This is a genomic window from Bradyrhizobium sp. AT1, assembly GCF_001590795.1.
Taxonomy (GTDB): Bacteria; Pseudomonadota; Alphaproteobacteria; order Rhizobiales; family Xanthobacteraceae; genus Bradyrhizobium.
Genome location: NZ_JXDL01000001.1, coordinates 5,718,973 through 5,735,763 on the forward strand (window position 1 = coordinate 5,718,973; position 16,791 = coordinate 5,735,763).

13 protein-coding genes and 1 pseudogene are annotated in these 16,791 nt (G+C 66.0%); 11 read left to right on the top strand and 3 right to left on the bottom strand.

The window, feature by feature from the left end:
- The 7 genes from SE92_RS26480 to SE92_RS26510 all read left to right on the top strand — a co-directional run.
- A partial coding sequence (locus SE92_RS26480; RefSeq protein ID WP_063200016.1) for a PepSY-associated TM helix domain-containing protein occupies positions 1-873 on the top strand: 873 nt, incomplete at its 5' end.
- A 135-nt stretch (positions 874-1,008) separates the two neighbouring features.
- On the top strand, positions 1,009-2,304 hold the full coding sequence (locus SE92_RS26485; protein ID WP_063200019.1) for a DUF1963 domain-containing protein: 1,296 nt from the start codon (positions 1,009-1,011) through the stop codon (positions 2,302-2,304).
- 108 nt (positions 2,305-2,412) lie between these two features.
- A complete protein-coding gene (locus SE92_RS26490) occupies positions 2,413-3,645 on the top strand; it encodes a rhodanese-like domain-containing protein (protein WP_063200022.1) in 1,233 nt (410 codons plus the stop codon).
- Between the two features lie 116 nt (positions 3,646-3,761).
- The gene (gene serA, locus SE92_RS26495; RefSeq protein WP_063200025.1) at positions 3,762-5,006 is read left to right on the top strand and encodes a phosphoglycerate dehydrogenase; all 1,245 of its coding nucleotides are present in this window, start codon (positions 3,762-3,764) and stop codon (positions 5,004-5,006) included.
- 171 nt (positions 5,007-5,177) lie between these two features.
- The gene (locus SE92_RS26500) at positions 5,178-6,197 is read left to right on the top strand and encodes a patatin-like phospholipase family protein (RefSeq protein WP_063200028.1); all 1,020 of its coding nucleotides are present in this window, start codon (positions 5,178-5,180) and stop codon (positions 6,195-6,197) included.
- A 3-nt stretch (positions 6,198-6,200) separates the two neighbouring features.
- Positions 6,201-7,655, top strand: a complete 1,455-nt coding sequence (locus SE92_RS26505) for a GntP family permease (protein WP_063200031.1) — start codon at positions 6,201-6,203, stop codon at positions 7,653-7,655.
- 85 nt (positions 7,656-7,740) lie between these two features.
- Positions 7,741-9,402, top strand: a complete 1,662-nt coding sequence (locus SE92_RS26510) for a tannase/feruloyl esterase family alpha/beta hydrolase (RefSeq protein WP_063200034.1) — start codon at positions 7,741-7,743, stop codon at positions 9,400-9,402.
- Positions 9,403-9,433: 31 nt separating this feature from the next.
- Here SE92_RS26510 and SE92_RS26515 read toward each other — a convergent pair whose 3' ends face one another.
- A complete protein-coding gene (locus tag SE92_RS26515) occupies positions 9,434-10,813 on the bottom strand; it encodes an AAA family ATPase (RefSeq protein ID WP_245324703.1) in 1,380 nt (459 codons plus the stop codon).
- A gap of 105 nt (positions 10,814-10,918) precedes the next feature.
- On the opposite strand from SE92_RS26515, the gene SE92_RS26520 reads away from it, so the two are divergent.
- From SE92_RS26520 to SE92_RS26535, 4 genes and pseudogenes are all read left to right on the top strand, one after another.
- Positions 10,919-11,425: a MarR family winged helix-turn-helix transcriptional regulator gene (locus SE92_RS26520; RefSeq protein WP_063200038.1), complete on the top strand. Its 507-nt coding sequence runs from the start codon at positions 10,919-10,921 to the stop codon at positions 11,423-11,425.
- Entirely contained in the window at positions 11,422-12,192 is a 771-nt protein-coding gene (locus tag SE92_RS26525) for an enoyl-CoA hydratase (protein ID WP_063200041.1), read from the top strand. Before SE92_RS26520 ends, SE92_RS26525 begins: the two co-directional genes overlap by 4 nt.
- 120 nt (positions 12,193-12,312) lie before the next feature.
- Positions 12,313-14,395, top strand: a pseudogene (locus tag SE92_RS26530) (methyl-accepting chemotaxis protein).
- A 129-nt stretch (positions 14,396-14,524) separates the two neighbouring features.
- The gene (locus SE92_RS26535) at positions 14,525-15,463 is read left to right on the top strand and encodes a dihydrodipicolinate synthase family protein (protein WP_063203774.1); all 939 of its coding nucleotides are present in this window, start codon (positions 14,525-14,527) and stop codon (positions 15,461-15,463) included.
- A 288-nt stretch (positions 15,464-15,751) separates the two neighbouring features.
- Here the strand turns inward: SE92_RS26535 and SE92_RS26540 are convergent, their stop codons facing one another.
- Both SE92_RS26540 and SE92_RS26545 read right to left on the bottom strand, forming a co-directional pair.
- Positions 15,752-16,450: a DUF1045 domain-containing protein gene (locus tag SE92_RS26540; protein ID WP_063200044.1), complete on the bottom strand. Its 699-nt coding sequence runs from the start codon at positions 16,448-16,450 to the stop codon at positions 15,752-15,754.
- Between the two features lie 18 nt (positions 16,451-16,468).
- A partial coding sequence (locus SE92_RS26545) for an amidohydrolase family protein (protein WP_157095964.1) occupies positions 16,469-16,791 on the bottom strand: 323 nt, incomplete at its 5' end.

The window sequence follows — 16,791 nt, forward strand, 5'->3', positions numbered from 1 at the left end:
GAGCAGGGCGGACGGCCGGCCTCGCTCTATGTCGATCCCTATGACGCGCGCGTGCTGGGTTCGCCGCGCGGCGAGGCCTTCTTCGCGACGGTGCGCCAACTGCATCGCTGGCTGCTGCTTCCCGGCGACGGCAAGGGCTGGGGACGTCCGATCACCGGCACCATCGCGCTCGGCCTCATCGTCATGCTGGTGTCCGGCCTCGTGCTGCGCTGGCCGCGCCGGGCGGGCAGCGTGAAGATGTGGCTGAAGCCCAATTTTGGGCTCGGCGGCCGCGCCCTGCATCGCTCTCTGCACACCGTGATCGGCACCTGGGTGCTGCCGGTCTATCTGACGATGACGCTCACCGGGCTGTACTTCTCCTTCGAATGGTACAAGGACGGCGTGACCTGGCTGCTGGCGCGCCCGCACGTCACCGCCGCCAAGATGCCCGCAAAGCCGCCCCGTGGCCGTGCCGAGCCGGCATCGCCGATCGGATTCGACCAGGCCTCGACGACGTTTCGGCGCGAGGAGGGCAGTCGCTTCTCCAAAGCGCTGCTGACGCTGCCGGCGGCGGGCACGGCGATACGCATCCGCTCCTGGGGGAAAGCATCGCTGCTCGAGACCACGCGCGACGAATTTCGCATCGACGCCGTCACCGGGCAGCTGGTCTCCACGGAGCGCTATGCCGACAAGACGTTCGGCGAGACGATCATCGCGGCCATCTACGACATCCATCGCGGCGCGATCCTGGGTTGGCCTGGCAAGCTCGCCTTCATGATGGCTGCGATCCTGATGCCGTTGTTCTCGGTCACCGGCATCCTGCTCTATCTGTCGCGCCGCCGGCTGCGGCGTCCGGCACCGACGCCGCTCGGGCGGCTCGTTCCCGGCGAGTGAGCAGTCGGGCTCTTTCGACCGCTCAAAGCCCATCGCGCGAAGCGCATATGCGGCGGCAGACAAGAATCACTTGTCTGCGATTGTACGGCATGGTTCGATCCAAAAGATGCACGCGGAAGTCGTGGGGCGACCCTGATGGCGTTATCCGAGCGAGACGAGATCGAACAAACGGCGCGGCCTGCCGTGCTTGTCAGACGCTGTGACCTGCCTGTGCCACTCACGGACCCGGCGCGGAGCTTCTTCGGCGGACTTCCCAGGTTGCCGCCGCAATTTGATTGGCCGACCGCAGAGGTCAGGGTCACGATAGATCGAGAGTTAGAAAAAGTTGCGCTAACATTCGTGGCTCAAATTGACTTGGCTGAAGTGCCTGGAGGCGGCTGGTCGCCGCTTCCGACGCGTGGTACTCTTTATTTCTTCTGTAGTTCGGTGTTTTGCGGCGAAAGCCATCCACCTGGTCGCGTACTTTATAGCCCGACCGACGGTGATGCATATGCTGACCGCGCGCCACCTCCCGATCTGATGCCACTGGCAGGCACCAACGGTGACTACCAGGTCAAATGGCTCGATCCCAATCTCGATTTTCATTCCAAGGTCGAATTCAAGTACCCGCTTTCGTTCCGGCCGTTCCGCGATTTCTACTTTCTCGAGGATGCGGTGGGAGGTGAGCTCATGATCAAGGAGTTATGCAGGGCGTTGGGGCCGGGCGAGCCGCCGCAAAGTGATCTGCTCCAATTCCGAAGGGTGCCCGACTACGAGAAGGATCAGGATTGGCCCTTCAACTGGCTTCTGATCACCCACGTGGTCCGATCGGTGTTGTCCCACGTTCAAGGCGATCTGACCGATGGATACTTCGGCAAGCCGCTCACCGGCGAGGCAACCGTCGGCTTGGAGCGCCTTCACGCTGGTGCGATCGGATGGCTTGAGCGCAGCCAGGAGCGAACACCAATGGATGAGGTTGATCCGGAAATAAAAGCGAGCTTCAGATCCTGGTGGTTCGACGTTGCGCATGCCTACAAGGATCTGGCTGGGAAGGTGCCCACATATGTAGGTAGTATCGCGGACGACCTCGGCGACGCCATCAACCATACGATCCGTTGTATGGCAGCTCAGGACGTCGATATTTTCAACCACGCGCCGTCCAGCTACGTTACGAACCTGGCGCTGCAAAATCACTGGAAGACGCCAACTGTGCACGACGGCAAGTACCGCCACTTCAAGACAGCGCTTCATCAGATGCTGGGATATGGCAGTGGGCCGCAAGATGCGGCGGAAGAGCATTTGGAAGACACGCTCTTGCTCCAAATACAAGGCGAACTTGCGTTTCTCGGTTGGCACTCCAATATTGGATGCGTGCTCCATTTCTGGATCGGTCGGGACCTTCTGGCGCAACTCGATTTTTCTCAGGTCGTCGCTACGCTCGAATGTGACTAAAGTAATGGTTGCGTAGTCGGCCCAAGACGAGCGCTAGTGACCAGTATGGCTGGCCAACGCTGCCGCGATGGTCCAAAAGCTGACGGCTCTTCCCTCAAGGTAAACGCCATGAAGCTTCCGACCCTCACCCCCGCCGACGTCCGCCGTGCGCTGCTGCTGCGCGAGGAAATCGCGCTGCTCGACCTCAGATACGAGGCGGACTTTGCGACCGGGCATCCGCTGTTCGCCGCCAACATGGCCGCCGACCGGATCGCGATCGAGGCCGAGACGCGGCTGCCGCGCAAGGACGTGGCGATCGTGCTCTATGACGACGGTGAGGGGCTGGTTGCGACCGGCGCCGAGCGTCTCGCCGCGCTCGGCTACACCAATGTCAGCGCGCTCGACGGCGGGCTGAAGGCCTGGCGCGCGGCGGGCTATGAGGTCTTCGAGGACGTCAATTCCTATTCGAAGGCGTTCGGCGAGCTGGTCGAGTCGCGCAGGCACACGCCCTCGCTCAGCGCCGACGAGGTGGCCAAGCTGATCGCGGACAAGGCCGACATCGCCATCCTCGACGTTCGTCGCTTCGACGAATATGCGACCATGAACATTCCGGGCTCGGTCAGCGTGCCCGGCGCGGAGCTGGTGCTGCGGGCGGGGCAGGCCGCGCCAAGTCCTGACACCACCATCATCGTCAATTGCGCCGGACGCACCCGCTCCATCATCGGCACCCAGTCACTGATCAATGCCGGCGTGCCCAACAAAGTGCGGGCGCTGCGCAACGGCACCATCGGCTGGACGCTGGCGCGGCACACGCTCGACCACGGCGCCGACAGGCGCGGCGAGATCGGCCCGTTCGAGGGCGGCGCCGCCAATGCGCGCGACGTCGCCTATCGCGCTGGCGTGCGCCATATCGGTGCGCGCGAGATGGCCGCGCTCGCCGCGCAAACGGATCGCACGCTCTATCGCTTCGACGTGCGCGATGCCGAAGAGTATTCGGCCGGTCACCTGCCAGGCTTCCGGCATTATCCCGGCGGGCAACTCGTGCAGGAGACCGATATGGCTGCGCCCGTGCGCGGTGCGCGCATCGTCCTGACCGACGACAGAAGCGTCCGCGCCGACATGACGGCGTCGTGGCTGGCGCAGATGGGCTGGGAGGTCTATGTGCTCGAAGGCGGCTATGACGTCGCGCGCGAGATCGGCCCGCCGCGCCTGCTGCCCAAGCCCGATCCGGCCCATCGCTACCGCCGCCCCTATGAAGGTACCGACGTCGCGGAAAAAGCGATGCAGGCCTATCTCGATTGGGAATACGGCCTCGTCGAGCAACTTCGCCGCGACGGCACGCACGGGTTTTATGTGATTTGACCCAGCTGTCGGGCCACCCACCGTCCCGCCATCTTCTCCCCGTATCCGACCCCTATTGTGCTGGGGCTCCTCCACGGTCTAAGAGCTGCGGCAAAGCCGCCAGTTCAGGAGATTCCATGTCAGCCCCAGGCCAAAGCCCTGAGCGGAGCGCGAAGGCGCTGCTGCTCGAAGGCGTCAATGATAGCGCTGTCGACCTGTTCAAGGGCGCGGGCTTCACCAATGTCGAGCGGCTGACCAAGGCGCTGGACGGCGAGGATCTGCGGCGCGCCCTCAAGGGCGTCTCGCTGCTCGGCATCCGCTCGCGCACCCAGATCACCGACGAGGTGCTTGCCGCCGCCGACCAACTGCTGGCGGTCGGCTGCTTCAGCGTCGGCACCAACCAGGTCGATCTGATGGCGGCGCGCAAGCGCGGCATTCCCGTGTTCAACGCGCCGTTCTCCAACACGCGCAGCGTCGCCGAGCTCGTGATCGGCGAGATCGTGATGCTGCTGCGGCGGATCTTCCCGCGCTCGGTCTCGGCCCATGAGGGCGGCTGGGACAAGTCGGCGACCGGCAGCCGCGAGGTGCGCGGCCGCACCCTCGGCATCGTCGGTTACGGCAATATCGGATCGCAGCTCTCGACCCTGGCCGAAGCCATCGGCATGCGCGTGATCTATTTCGACCGCACCGACAAGCTCCGCCACGGCAATACCGAGCCGGTCGAGCGGCTGGACGAGCTGCTGGCGCAGAGCGACGTCGTCAGCCTGCACGTGCCGGAAACGCCGGAGACCGCGGGCATGATCGGCGAGAAGGAGCTACGGACGATGAAGCCGGGCTCGTTCCTGATCAACAACAGCCGCGGCACCGTGGTCGATCTCGACGCGCTCGCGCGCGCGCTGCGCGACGGTCATCTCGCCGGCGCCGCGATCGACGTGTTTCCTGTCGAGCCGTCCTCGAACGCGGACCGCTTCAAGAGCCCGGTGCAGGGCCTGGAGAACGTCATCCTCACCCCGCATATCGGCGGCTCGACCGAAGAGGCGCAGGAACGCATCGGCGGCGAAGTCGCGCGCAAGCTGGTGGATTATTTCATCACGGGTTCGACCATGGGCGCGGTGAATTTCCCGGAGGTGCAGCTGCATTTGCGGGCCTCCGGCGCGCGATTCAGCCACGTCCATCGCAACGTGCCCGGCATGCTGCGGCGGCTGAACGAGGTCTTCCTGCAGCGCGACATCAACATCGCCGCGCAATATCTGGAGACATCAGGCGATCTCGGCTACGTCGTGCTCGATGCCGATCTCGGCGGCCAGGATTCGGGCGCGCTGCTGGCGCAGATCCGCAGCCTCGACGGAACTGTCGGCGCAAGGCTGGTATTCGAGCACTAAAGCGTTTTCGAGCGAATTGGATACCGGTTCGCGTCAGGAAAACGCGTCGAACTGGAAATTGGACCCCCACGTTCCGGTTGCATCTTGTGGCGACTGCTCTCACACTGCGGTCAAATTCGACATGGTCAAAAATCATGTCGAATTTGAACTTCAGTCGCGTGAGTGTCCGCCATGGAACGGGACGCGGTACTGATCGATCTCGCGCTTCAGGGCGGCGGTTCGCACGGCGCCTTCTCCTGGGGTGTGCTTGATCGCCTGCTGGATGAACGCTGGCTTAGCATCGCCGCGATCTCCGGAACCTCTGCGGGCGCGATGAACGCGGCGGTGCTGGCGGACGGCTGGACGGCCGGCGGCGCCGAGGGCGCGCGTGAAGCGCTCGAACAATATTGGCGCCGTGTGTCGAAGGCCGCGGCCTTCAGCCCACTGCAGCGCTCGCCGCTCGATCGCCTGATGGGGCGCTGGACCCTCGATACGTCACCGGCCTACATCCTCACCGACCTGATGTCGCGTGTACTGTCGCCCTACGATCTCAACCCGACCGGCTACAATCCGCTGCGCGCGGTATTGGCCGAGAGCATCGATTTCGAGCGGCTGGCGGGCTCGCCGATCCAGCTGTTCATCACCGCGACGCGGGTGCGCACCGGGCGCGGCCGCATCTTCCGCAACGCGGAGATCACGGTGGACGTGCTGCTGGCATCGGCCTGCCTGCCGACCATGTTCCGCGCCATCGACATCGACGGCGAGCCCTATTGGGACGGCGGCTTCGCCGGCAACCCGACGATCACGCCGCTGGTCCGCGAAAGCGACGCGCACGACACCATTCTCGTCCAGATCAACCCGACCGAGCGGCTGGAAGAGCCGCGGAGCGCCGCGGAGATTCTCAACCGGCTGAACGAGATCTCCTTCAACTCACCGCTGATGAAGGAGCTGCGCATGATCGCGCTGCTGCGCCAGGCGGCCGACCCCGGCAGCGGCGAAGGCGCGCGCTGGGCGAAGATGCGGACACACCGGATCAAGAGCGACATGCTGGCGAAGTTCGGGGCCTCCTCGAAGCTCAACGCGGAGTGGGAGTTCGTCTCGATGCTGCGCGCCGAGGGGCGCATGGCCGCGGACGCCTTCCTCCGTGAGCACGGCGCGGATATCGGCCGTCGTTCGACCGCCGATCTCGACGTCCTCCTGTCGGAGTGCTGAGACATGGGTCTCTTCGGCCTCCTCGTCGGGCTCGGTCTGCTCGTGCTGTTCGCCTTTCGCGGCTGGAGCGTCCTGCTGCTCGCGCCGTTCGCCGCGCTCGTTGCCGCGTTGTTCGGCGGCGAACCGCTACTCGCGAACCTGACCCAGGTGTTCATGATCAATGCCGCGGGATTCCTCGCGCAGTTCTTTCCGATCTTCCTGCTTGGCGCGGTCTTCGGCAAGCTGATGGACGACAGCGGCGCGGTGACGTCGGTCGCCAGGTTCATGGCGGAGCGTCTCGGCGAGCGACGCGTGATCCTGGCGGTCGTGCTCGCCGGCGCGATGGTCACCTATGGCGGCGTCAGCCTGTTCGTCGCGTTCTTCGTCATCGTTCCCATGGCCCGTTCGCTGTTTCGCGCCGCCTCGATCCCGCGTCGCCTGATCCCGGCTGCGATCGTGCTGGGCACGTCGACCTTCACGATGTCGGCCCTGCCCGGCACGCCGTCGATCCAGAACGCCATCCCGATGCCGTTCTTCGGCACGACGCCGTTCGCCGCACCGGGGCTCGGCATCATCGCCTCGCTCATCATGCTCAGCACGGGATTGTGGTGGCTGCACCGCGCTGAAGCCGCTGCGCGCCGCGCCGGAGAGGGCTACGGCGAAGATGCCGAGGGCGCGATCGAGCAGGTCGCGGCCGACGAGCTCTTGCGCGAGCGCGCGACGACTGCGCGCGAATTCGATCCGGCCGAGTTGCAGCATGGTCAGCGCAGCGACCAGGCGCCGCCGGTGCTGAGCGCCATGGCGCCGCTGGTCGTCGTCGTGACCGTCAATCTCGTGATGTCACTGGTCGTGCTGCCGCGGCTCGACGTCGGCTATCTCGCCGAGCAACGCTTCGGCGCCACGTCGCTCGCGGCCGTTGCCGGCGTGTGGTCGGTCGCGGTCGCGCTGGCTGCGGCCATCGCCACCACCATCGCGCTGAACTGGGCGCGGCTGCCGGCGCTGCGCCGGACCATGGACGCCGGAGCCAATGCGTCGGTGCTGCCCGCGTTCAGCGTCGCCAGCCTCGTCGGCTTCGGCGCCGTCGTCGCCTCGCTGCCGGCGTTCACGATCGTGCGCGACTGGGTCCTCGGAATCGAGGGCGGACCGCTGGTCTCGCTCGCGGTCGCGACCAACATCCTGGCCGCGCTGACCGGGTCGGCGTCGGGAGGCCTGACCATCGCCCTCGACGCCCTCGGCCCGACCTATGTCGAACTTGCCGATCGTATTGGCATCGACCTCGGACTGATGCATCGCGTGGCGGTGATCGGCTCGGGGACCCTCGACATCCTGCCGCATAATGGTGCGGTGGTCAGCCTGCTCGCGATCTGCGGGCTGACCCATCGCGACAGCTATTTCGACATCGTCATGGTCGGCATCGTGACATCACTGCTGGCGCTGGTGGCCGTGATCGCGTTGGGCAGCGCGGTGGGATCGTTCTGATAGGCCGTGTCGGCGATTGACGGACGGACGAAGGTTGCATTCAATGCAGGCCAACGTTCGAACGCAACATAACCGGGTGGAAACGATGAGGCGAAACAGGGCGAAGCTATGTGCATGGCTCGCGGGGAGCGTGGCAGCGTTGAGCGCGAATTCCGCTGCGGCGCTGACGCTGGCGGAGGATGCCGAGACGGTCTGCAAGGGTCTTGCCGGCGGCACCGACACCGTGAAGATCGATGCCGCGACGTTGCAGGCGCCCTCGCCAATCGCCGTTGCCGAACGCGGGCCGACGCCGTCCGGGCGCATCACGCCGGCCAATCCCGGCTTCTGCAAGTTGCTCGGCCATATCGACCCGGTCGACCCCAAGGCGCCGCCGATCAGATTCCAGGTCAACCTCCCTGTCGAATGGAACGGCCGCTCGGTGCAATATGGCGGCGGCGGTTTCAACGGCGTACTGATCACCGGTCTTGCGCTGCCGCCGGCCTATCCTTTCGACAAGCCGTCGCCGCTGGCGCGCGGCTTCGTCACCTACGGCACCGACTCGGGCCACGAGACCAAGCAAGGCGAACCGCCGCAGGTCTTTGCGCTGAATGACGAAGCCTTCGAGAATTTTGCCCACCGCGCCTACAAGAAAGTGCGCGACGCCGCCGTTGCGCTGATGGAGCGCGCCTACGGCAAGAAGCCTGAAAAGATGTACTTCATGGGCTCGTCCGAGGGCGGCCGTGAAGGCCTGACCATGGCGCAGCGCTACCCCGAAGATTTCGACGGCATCTTTGCCCGCGTGCCAGTCATCAACTGGGTCGGCCTGCAGCACGCCGGCACGCGTTCGGGTCTCGTCACCATGGGCGCGGGCTGGATCAACCCGGCCCAGGTGAAGCTCGTCGGCGAAGCCGTGCGCGCGGCGTGCGACAAGGCGGACGGCTCCGATGATGCGCTGGTGCAGGATCCCGTCGGCTGCAAGGCGGCCTTCAAGGTCGAGACGCTGCGTTGTGAGGCCGGCAAGAGCGGCGACCAGTGTCTCACCGACGCGCAGATCAAGGCGATCGAGACGCTGCACGCGAGCTATAAATTCCCGTTCGCGCTCGCCAACGGCCTCGACGACTATCCGGGCTGGGGCGTGTCGGGCGAGGACACACCGGCGATCGGGCCGACCGGGGGCTGGACCGCGTGGTGGCTCGGCACGGCGCCGCCGGCGCAGCCGCCCGCGCCGAACAACGGCATCGCCTGGATCTACGGCGCCGGCGGCATCCAATATGTCTTCGCGCGCGATCCCAAGCTCGACATCACCACCTACAAGCTGGAGGAGCACAAGGCGCGGCTGCTCGAAGTGTCGAAGCTGATGGATTCGACCGATCCCGATCTCAGCCGCTTCCGCGCCCGCGGCGGCCGGCTGATCATGCTCGAGCACATGGCCGATTACGCGCAGAGCCCCTATGCCGGCATCCGCTATTTCGAAAGCGTCGAGCGCAAGCTCGGCAAGGCCGAGACAGCGGAGTTCGCGCGGCTCTACACCGCACCCGGCGTCGATCATGTCGGCTCCGGCGCGCCGGCCAATGTCGACATGCTCAGCGTGCTGGTCGACTGGGTCGAGAAGGCCAAGGCGCCCGGCGATCTCGAAGTCAGCGAGCAGAAGGTCGAGGCGCCGTCCTTCGCGACGCTCCGCGCGCTGCCGCTGTGCCGCTGGCCGGCCTGGCCGCATTACAAATCGGGACCGGTGACGGAGGCGGCGAGCTTCACCTGCGCGCCGTAAGACGCGACAGGCGGTTGGATGACAGCGAACGTCACTCCGCTGCCATCGCCTGCGCCCCGCCGAGCAGACGCGCATTGAGCCGGCCGCCGGAGAAGAGCATATCGTCGAGCGCCTCATCGATGTCGGCCGACACGATGGACTTGCCGCCGTCGCGCGCGAGACTTGCTTGCGCCAGCCGCCGCATCAGCTCCTTGATGAAGGCGCAACTCGTCCGCTCGCTGCGGCGGGCAGCCTCGATGACGATCGCGTCGTCGAGCGGCAATTCCTTGCCATAGAGGCGCACCAGCTTGCTGCGGCCATTCTCGTCCGGGAGCGGCACTTCGATGGCCTGGTCGATGCGGCCGGGGCGACCGGCCAAGGCGGCTTCCAGGTCCTGCGGCCGGTTGGTGGTGAGAACGAAAAGGATGTCGGCATCCTGCTTCAGTCCATCCATCTCGTTGAGCAATCTGTTGAGCATGGTTTCCTCGCACGGCCCCATGTTGCGGCGGTCGCGTGCGATCAGGTCGACGTCCTCGATCACCACCATCGATGGCTGCAGCAGCCGTGCCAGGCTCATATAGGCGCTGAGCAGGCCGATCTGCTCGGCGGTGATAATCAGGGTCGTGTGTCCAGGCAGGTGCGTTGCGAGATAGCGTATCGTATGGGTCTTGCCCGTGCCGGGCGGTCCGTAAAGCAGGATGCCCTTGCGCGTCGATTGTCCGAGCCGCCGTAACTGCTCGCGGGTGCCGACGAAATTCAGCACGTTGCGATCGAGCAGTTGCAAAGTTCGCTCCGGCAGGATCACCTCGTCGCGTCCGACGGTCGGCAGCCGGTGCACATTGATGCCGCTGGACAGGCCGCGGTAGTCGGAAGACGCCTCGAGCGACAGGATCTTGCCGCGATAGGTGCACGACGCTTGCACGGCGTCTTCGAGCGCACCGAAGCAACGCTGCACCACAGCCGCCCCCGCGCTTCCCGCAGACACCATGATTTCGATTCGGATGCCGGGCTCGCGACGGGATTCGCGGCTGACGCAGAGCAGAACCGCATGGCGCAAGCCGTCTTGCTCGCAGAGCCACAACCCGTTGTCGAGGCACCGCGACGGACTGCTCTCGCCGACATCGACATCGGAATAGTGCAGCGGTGCGATCGCCACCGCGCTCCGATCGTCGCGGAGCAGGCGCGCAAACGACAGCGTTTCGTAGTGTTCCTCGGCAAGCCCGAACAAGTCGACAGGCGCTCCCAGCAGCCTGTCCAGCGCGGCCTGGACGTCCACTCGCATGTGGAGGGGAAATTGCCGGGTGGTCGTCGCGAGCTTGCTGAGCTGAACGTCCTCGAAGTACGCATCCAAGACTTCGAATGCATAGGCGGGCTCACCGTCCGCCGAATTTTCGGAATCCCGCTCCTCCACTTGCTCCTGCCCCTGCGTCACGACGCCCCCCTACAACTGGAACGAGTATGGAACAGATAAGGAACATGGACGCGGGATAACGTCAAGCGCTTTGACAAGGAACAGGGCAGGTGCTATTTGCTTCGCATGCGAAATAAATCCGTCGACGCGCGGCATCATCGGCTGATCTACCTGCTCAGCGTCGCGCAGCGCCGCGTGCAACGCTGGATGGCGGCGCGGCCGGAGAACGCGGTGACGCCGGCGCAGGCCGGGCTGTTGTTCATCCTCGGCAGGCAGGACGGCGTCCTGATGGGCGAAGCCGGCGCGGCGCTCGATCTGGGGCCGGCCGGCATTTCTGGCCTGGTCGATCGCACCGAGGCCGCGAAGCTGATCGAGCGGCGGACCGATCGCGAGGACGGTCGCGCCTGGCGGATCTGGCTGACGCCGAAGGGGCGAACCGCGCTGGCGCGGGCGAAAGCCGGCGCCGCAGAAGTCAACGCGGCGCTGACGGACGGATTCACAGCCGCGGAGATCGACATCGTCGCGCGCTGGCTGACCAGCATTCAGGACAAGTTTCCAAGACCTTCCGAAACAAGATCTTCCGAGACAAGATCTTCCGAAACGCGACATTCAGACCAAGGAGCAGATCAATGACCGAGCACGTCCGGATCGAGAACAACGCGGGCATTCTCACCCTCACGCTGGCGCGTCCCGACAAGAAGAACGCGTTGACCGATGCGATGTACGGCAAGCTTGCCGACGCCATCGAATCCGCCGAGCGCGACGCCTCGGCCCGCGTGATCCTGATCCGCGGCGAGGGTGACATGTTCACCGCCGGCAACGACGTCGGCGAATTCGCCGCGGTCGCAGCCGGCAAGTCCGAAGGCAGCCGCAACGTCATCCGCTTCATCCAGTCGCTGGCGCGCTGCACGAGGCCGCTGGTTGCGGCGGTGCAGGGCCGCGCCGTCGGCGTCGGCACCACGATGCTGCTGCATTGCGACCTCGTCGTGCTCGCCGACAACGCGCAATTGTCGACGCCTTTCGTCAGCCTCGCGCTGGTGCCGGAAGCCGCCTCCAGCCTGTTGATGCCGACGCGGATCGGCCATGCCCGCGCCTACGAGATGTTCGCGCTCGGCGAGACCGTGCCGGCGAAGGCGGCGCTGGAATGGGGCCTCGCCAACCGGGTGGTGCCGCTCGACAAGCTCGATGCCGAGGCGCTCGCGCTCGCGCAGCGTCTCGCCCGGCAGCCGGCCGGCGCGCTCATTGCCACCAAGCGCTTGATGCGCAACGGCGAGGCGCTGGTCGCGCAGATGCAGGCGGAAGGCGAGCAGTTCGCCCAGCGCCTGCGCACCGCCGAGGCCCGCGAAGCGTTCACGGCCTTTGCCGAGCGCCGCCCGCCTGATTTCACCAAGGTTGCGTGAGGGGCGCGGCCTGCCGGGAGAAGCGGCGGTCACAACCGCAGGTGATTGACTAAAGTTTTAACCAAACCTTGGCATGTCGCGGTGCAAGGTGGCCTCTCGTGAAGAGTAGGCCCCCGACCCATGACGATGTTTAAGAAATCGGTAAGCTCGCTTCTCCTGACGCTGATGGCGCTGCTCGCCGTCGGCGCGCTGGCCTCTACGGCGACCCAGATGGTCGGCGCGTTCGGCCGCTACAGCGACAGTCTGGAGACCGAGCGGCTTGCCGCCGCCGACAAGGCGATCTTCCAGGGCGTGCTGTCGCTACGCACCAATCGTGGCGACGCCCAGAGCGCGCTGCTCGGCGACGACGATCCACGCGCCAAGCTCGATGCCGCCGAGAAGGCCGAGCAGGCAGGTTATGAGGCCATTGCCGCCGCCCTCCCGACCGTCGAATTCGCACGCCGTGATGAGCTCGCCGGCACGCTGAAGCAGCGCTGGGCCGACGCCTCACCACAATTCCAGCTGTTCTACGACGAGGCCAAGCGTCCCCGCGCCGAGCGAAAGATCGAGCGGACCAATTCCTGGTACGACGCCGTCACCAAGGTGATCGACACCGCGAACCTTGCTTCCACTGCGGTGTCGAACCGCGCCTGGATGAACGATCCCTATATCGCGCGCATGATCCAGGTCCGCCGCTTCGCCTGGCAGGTCCGCGATCGCTACGGCATTCATTGCTCGTCCCTTCGCTCCAACGTCAACAGCAGCAAGCCGCTCGACGACGCTCAGAAGCGGTCGGTGGCGCAATGGGACGGGACGATCACCTCCGCCTGGGCCGGCATGACCGAATTGCTGGCGGCGCCCGACGTGACCGCGGAACTGGTGACCGCGGCCAACGACGCCAAGGCCAAGACCGATGGCGCCCTCAAGCAGATCAACGAGCTCACCAAAAGCTTCGACGGCAGCGGCAAGCCCGCGCTCCCCGCGGCGGAATGGAATACGCTGTGCCAGGCGCCGTTCCCGCTCATCGTCGGGGTCGCAAACAAGGCATTGGACCAGTCGATCGCGCGCGCCGAGCTGGTCCAGGCCAAAGCCCTCACCAACCTCATCGTGCAGTCGCTGGCGTTCCTGCTCGCGCTCGCCGTGACCCTGACCGGCGTGTACGTGGTGCGCAATTCGCCTGATGCGCCCGGTTCGCGCCATTCTCGACGCCATCGCGCGCATCAGCGCGCGCGACTATGCGACGCCGGTGCCGCAATCCCGGCATCCCGACGAGTTCGGCACCATGGCCGCCGCGCTCGAAAGCCTGCGCGAGAGCGCGGCGACCGCGGAGCGGCTGGGCCACGAACGCGAATCGCAGCAGGCGCTGCAGCTCGCCCGCTCCGGCACCGTCGATGCGGCATGCCGCAGCTTCGACGACACCGTGCAGGCGGTCATCCAGAGCGTCGCAGCTTCCACGCGGGAGCTCGATGCCACCGCGACCGGCGTGCGCTCGCTGGTGTCGCAATCGAGCAGCCAGACCGCGGCGGTCTCCTCCGCCGCCGAGCAGGCCACCAACAATCTCGAGACCATCGCGGCGGCGACCGAAGAGCTCTCCGCATCCGTCGGCGAGATCTCGGCGCAGGTGCAGTCCAGCGCCCGTGAGGCTCGCGAAGCCGTGTCGCAGGCCGAGCAGACCAACGCGACGGTCGAGATCCTCGACCAGACCGCAAGCCGCATCGGCGAAGTCGTGAAGATGATCAACGCCATCGCCGGCCAGACCAATCTTCTGGCCTTGAACGCCACCATCGAAGCTGCGCGCGCGGGCGAGGCCGGCCGCGGCTTCGCCGTGGTCGCCGGCGAGGTCAAGAGCCTCGCCTCGCAGACGGCCACAGCGACGGAAGAGATCTCGCGTCAGGTCGAGGAGATCCAGGGCGCGACCGGCCAGGCGGTTGCCGCCATCCGTTCGATCGGCGGCGCCATCAGCGGCATCGACGAGAAGATGACGGCGATTGCCGCCGCCGTCGAGCAACAGCGCGCCGCCACCACGGAGATCTCGCGCAACTTCCAGCAGGCCGCGCAAGGCACCCGCGAGGTCACCGACACCATCGGCAGCGTCGCCAGGCTCAACCAGGAGACCGGCAACGCCGGCACGGTGCTGACGGAGTCGGTCAAGAAGATGTCGGCCGACGCCGATCGCCTCCGCGTCGCGGTCGAGGGCTTCCTGGGCGCGGTGAAGACCGCGTAGTTTCGCCTCATTTGTCCATCCTGACGTCGTGCGTTCGGCATTGCCGCCGATCCGCGCGGCGGCTACATCTGTGCCGCCTCGCTCCGTGAGCGCAGCGCCAGACGTAAGACATCAGGGATGGAGAGTTCGATGCCGGTCACCCCCCACAAGGCCCAGCGCCCCTATCGCGGCGTGTTCCCGGTCGCGCCCACCATCTTCGACGAGCGCGGCGAGCTCGACCTCGAGGGCCAGAGCCGCTGCATCGACTTCATGATCGACGCCGGCTCGAACGGAATCTGCATCCTCGCCAATTTCTCCGAGCAGTTCGTGCTCACCGATGCCGAGCGCGAGACCGTGATGCACGCGGTGCTGGAGCATGTCGCGGGCCGGGTTCCCGTGATCGTCACCACCACCCATTTCAGCTCGGCCGTCTGCGCCGCGCGCAGCAAGCAGGCGGAGGCTGCGGGCGCCGCCATGGTGATGGTGATGCCGCCCTATCACGGCGCAACCTTCCGCGTCCCGGAGAAGGGCATCGTCGAATTCTTCAAGGTGCTCTCCGGCGCGATCGCTATCCCGATCATGATTCAGGACGCGCCGGTGGCGGGCACGCCGCTGTCGGTCGAGCTGCTGGCGCGGCTGGCGCGCGAGTTTTCCAACATCCGCTATTTCAAGATCGAAGTGCCGGGCGCGGCCTCGAAGCTGCGCAGCCTGATCGAGGCGGGCGGCAAGGACATCGATGGTCCGTGGGACGGCGAGGAAGCCATCACGCTGCTCGCCGATCTCGACGCCGGTGCCACCGGCGCGATGACCGGCGGTGGCTATCCCGACGGCATCCGCCAGATCGTCGATCCCTATTTCGCCGGCGATCGGGAGAAGGCGAAGGCGGCCTACGAGCGCTGGCTGCCGCTGATCAATTACGAGAACCGCCAATGCGGCCTGATCGCCTGCAAGGCGATGATGCAGGCCGGCGGCGTGATCAAGTCGGACGCGGTGAGGCATCCGCTCCAGCCGCTGCATCCGGCGACAAGGGCGGGATTGCTGGAACTGGCGAAAGAGCGCGACGCGCTGGCGCTGCGGTGGGGGAAGTAGGGCCCCGTACGCCGCTGTCGTAGGGTGGGCAAAGCGAAGCGTGCCCACCACCTGTTGCTATCGAGAAAGATCGTGGGCACGGCGCTTTGCGCGTTTGCCCGCCCTACGAAAGCTCGTGAGACATTCTCCGCTGTTGTCCCGGACAAGCGAAGCGCAGATCCGGGATCCATGCCCCCAGGGAGTGGTTGCGCGACGACTCGGAGTTACCAGCTCGGCCCATAACTCCTCCCTGTGGTTATGGATCCCTGCGTTCGCAGGGACGACACTGAATGTGCCGCGCGATCCCGGCTAACGCGCCAATCCCCACTCACCGATGATGCGAAACCGCGCCTTCGCATCATCCTGCCTGAACAGCGCGATGCGGTCGATCGCCAGCGTCTCGATCCCCAGCGCCGCAAAGCGCGCCCGCAGCATCGCCAAAATCGGCCCGCGTCGGTCCGCATCGAGCCGTCCCGTCAACGTCATGTGGAAGCGGAATTCTTCCATCACGTAGGGGTAGCCCCAGCGGTCGAGATAATCGCGCTGCCGTTCGCTCAGCTCTTCCGGCTTGCGGCGCGCGCGATCTTCCGCCGTCAAGGTTGGGCGGAACGAATCGAATTCGCGGACGCAGTCCGCGGCGAGCTGTTGCAACGCATCGACCGGCTCGGCCGGAATGACGGCAATGAAGCCGCTGATGGCATCGACCACCGGCCGGATCGTGGGGATCGATCGCGCCTTGCCGGCGAATGCCGCGCAGGCGGCCATCAGCTCAGCTTCGGTCTTCCCAGAGACCAGCGCCATCGGCGCTTTCAGCGTGCCGTGAAAACCGTATTTGCGGGGATCGGCGGTGACGTCGCGCCAGTCCGGCGCGACCTGTATCGCTTCCTGCGGAAACGAAACCTCGTCACCCGAATAGGCATCATAGCCGAGCAACTCGGCGCCGAAGCGGGAGAGGGCGCCGTCGCTGCCGACGGCAAAATAGATCGCGTAGCGGGGAAAACCTGTCATCGCCTCAGCATAGCCAATTTATGCCGCAACGACAGCCTCGCGCGGCGTCGCTGCCGCGGTGAGCAGTCGCGTCGCATCGGTGAGATGGACGAGCTTGCCGCCTGAGATCACCGCGATCAGCCGCGGCCGCAATGGCGCGCTGTCGTCGACCAGCAGAATGTCGGCGCGGCGGCCTTCCGCGAGCACGCCGCGATCGGCGAGGCCGGTCGCGCGTGCGGGCCCGGCGGAGACGAGATTCCAGGCTTCCGTCAGCGGCAACACGCCATCGGCGGCGAGGCGGAACGCGGCGAGCAGTTGCGCGGGATAGTAATAGTCCGACGCCAGTACCGAGCAGAGCCCCT

What these genes read in the sequence shown, in the direction of transcription:
- SE92_RS26505 (WP_063200031.1), top strand. Translation starts at nt 6,201, where the DNA reads ATGGGTCTCTTCGGCCTCCTCGTCGGGCTCGGTCTGCTCGTGCTGTTC.
- serA (WP_063200025.1), top strand. Translation starts at nt 3,762, where the DNA reads ATGTCAGCCCCAGGCCAAAGCCCTGAGCGGAGCGCGAAGGCGCTGCTG.
- SE92_RS26535 (WP_063203774.1), top strand. Translation starts at nt 14,525, where the DNA reads ATGCCGGTCACCCCCCACAAGGCCCAGCGCCCCTATCGCGGCGTGTTC.
- SE92_RS26485 (WP_063200019.1), top strand. Translation starts at nt 1,009, where the DNA reads ATGGCGTTATCCGAGCGAGACGAGATCGAACAAACGGCGCGGCCTGCC.
- SE92_RS26490 (WP_063200022.1), top strand. Translation starts at nt 2,413, where the DNA reads ATGAAGCTTCCGACCCTCACCCCCGCCGACGTCCGCCGTGCGCTGCTG.
- SE92_RS26510 (WP_063200034.1), top strand. Translation starts at nt 7,741, where the DNA reads ATGAGGCGAAACAGGGCGAAGCTATGTGCATGGCTCGCGGGGAGCGTG.
- SE92_RS26540 (WP_063200044.1), bottom strand. Translation starts at nt 16,450, where the DNA reads ATGACAGGTTTTCCCCGCTACGCGATCTATTTTGCCGTCGGCAGCGAC.
- SE92_RS26500 (WP_063200028.1), top strand. Translation starts at nt 5,178, where the DNA reads ATGGAACGGGACGCGGTACTGATCGATCTCGCGCTTCAGGGCGGCGGT.
- SE92_RS26520 (WP_063200038.1), top strand. Translation starts at nt 10,919, where the DNA reads ATGCGAAATAAATCCGTCGACGCGCGGCATCATCGGCTGATCTACCTG.
- SE92_RS26525 (WP_063200041.1), top strand. Translation starts at nt 11,422, where the DNA reads ATGACCGAGCACGTCCGGATCGAGAACAACGCGGGCATTCTCACCCTC.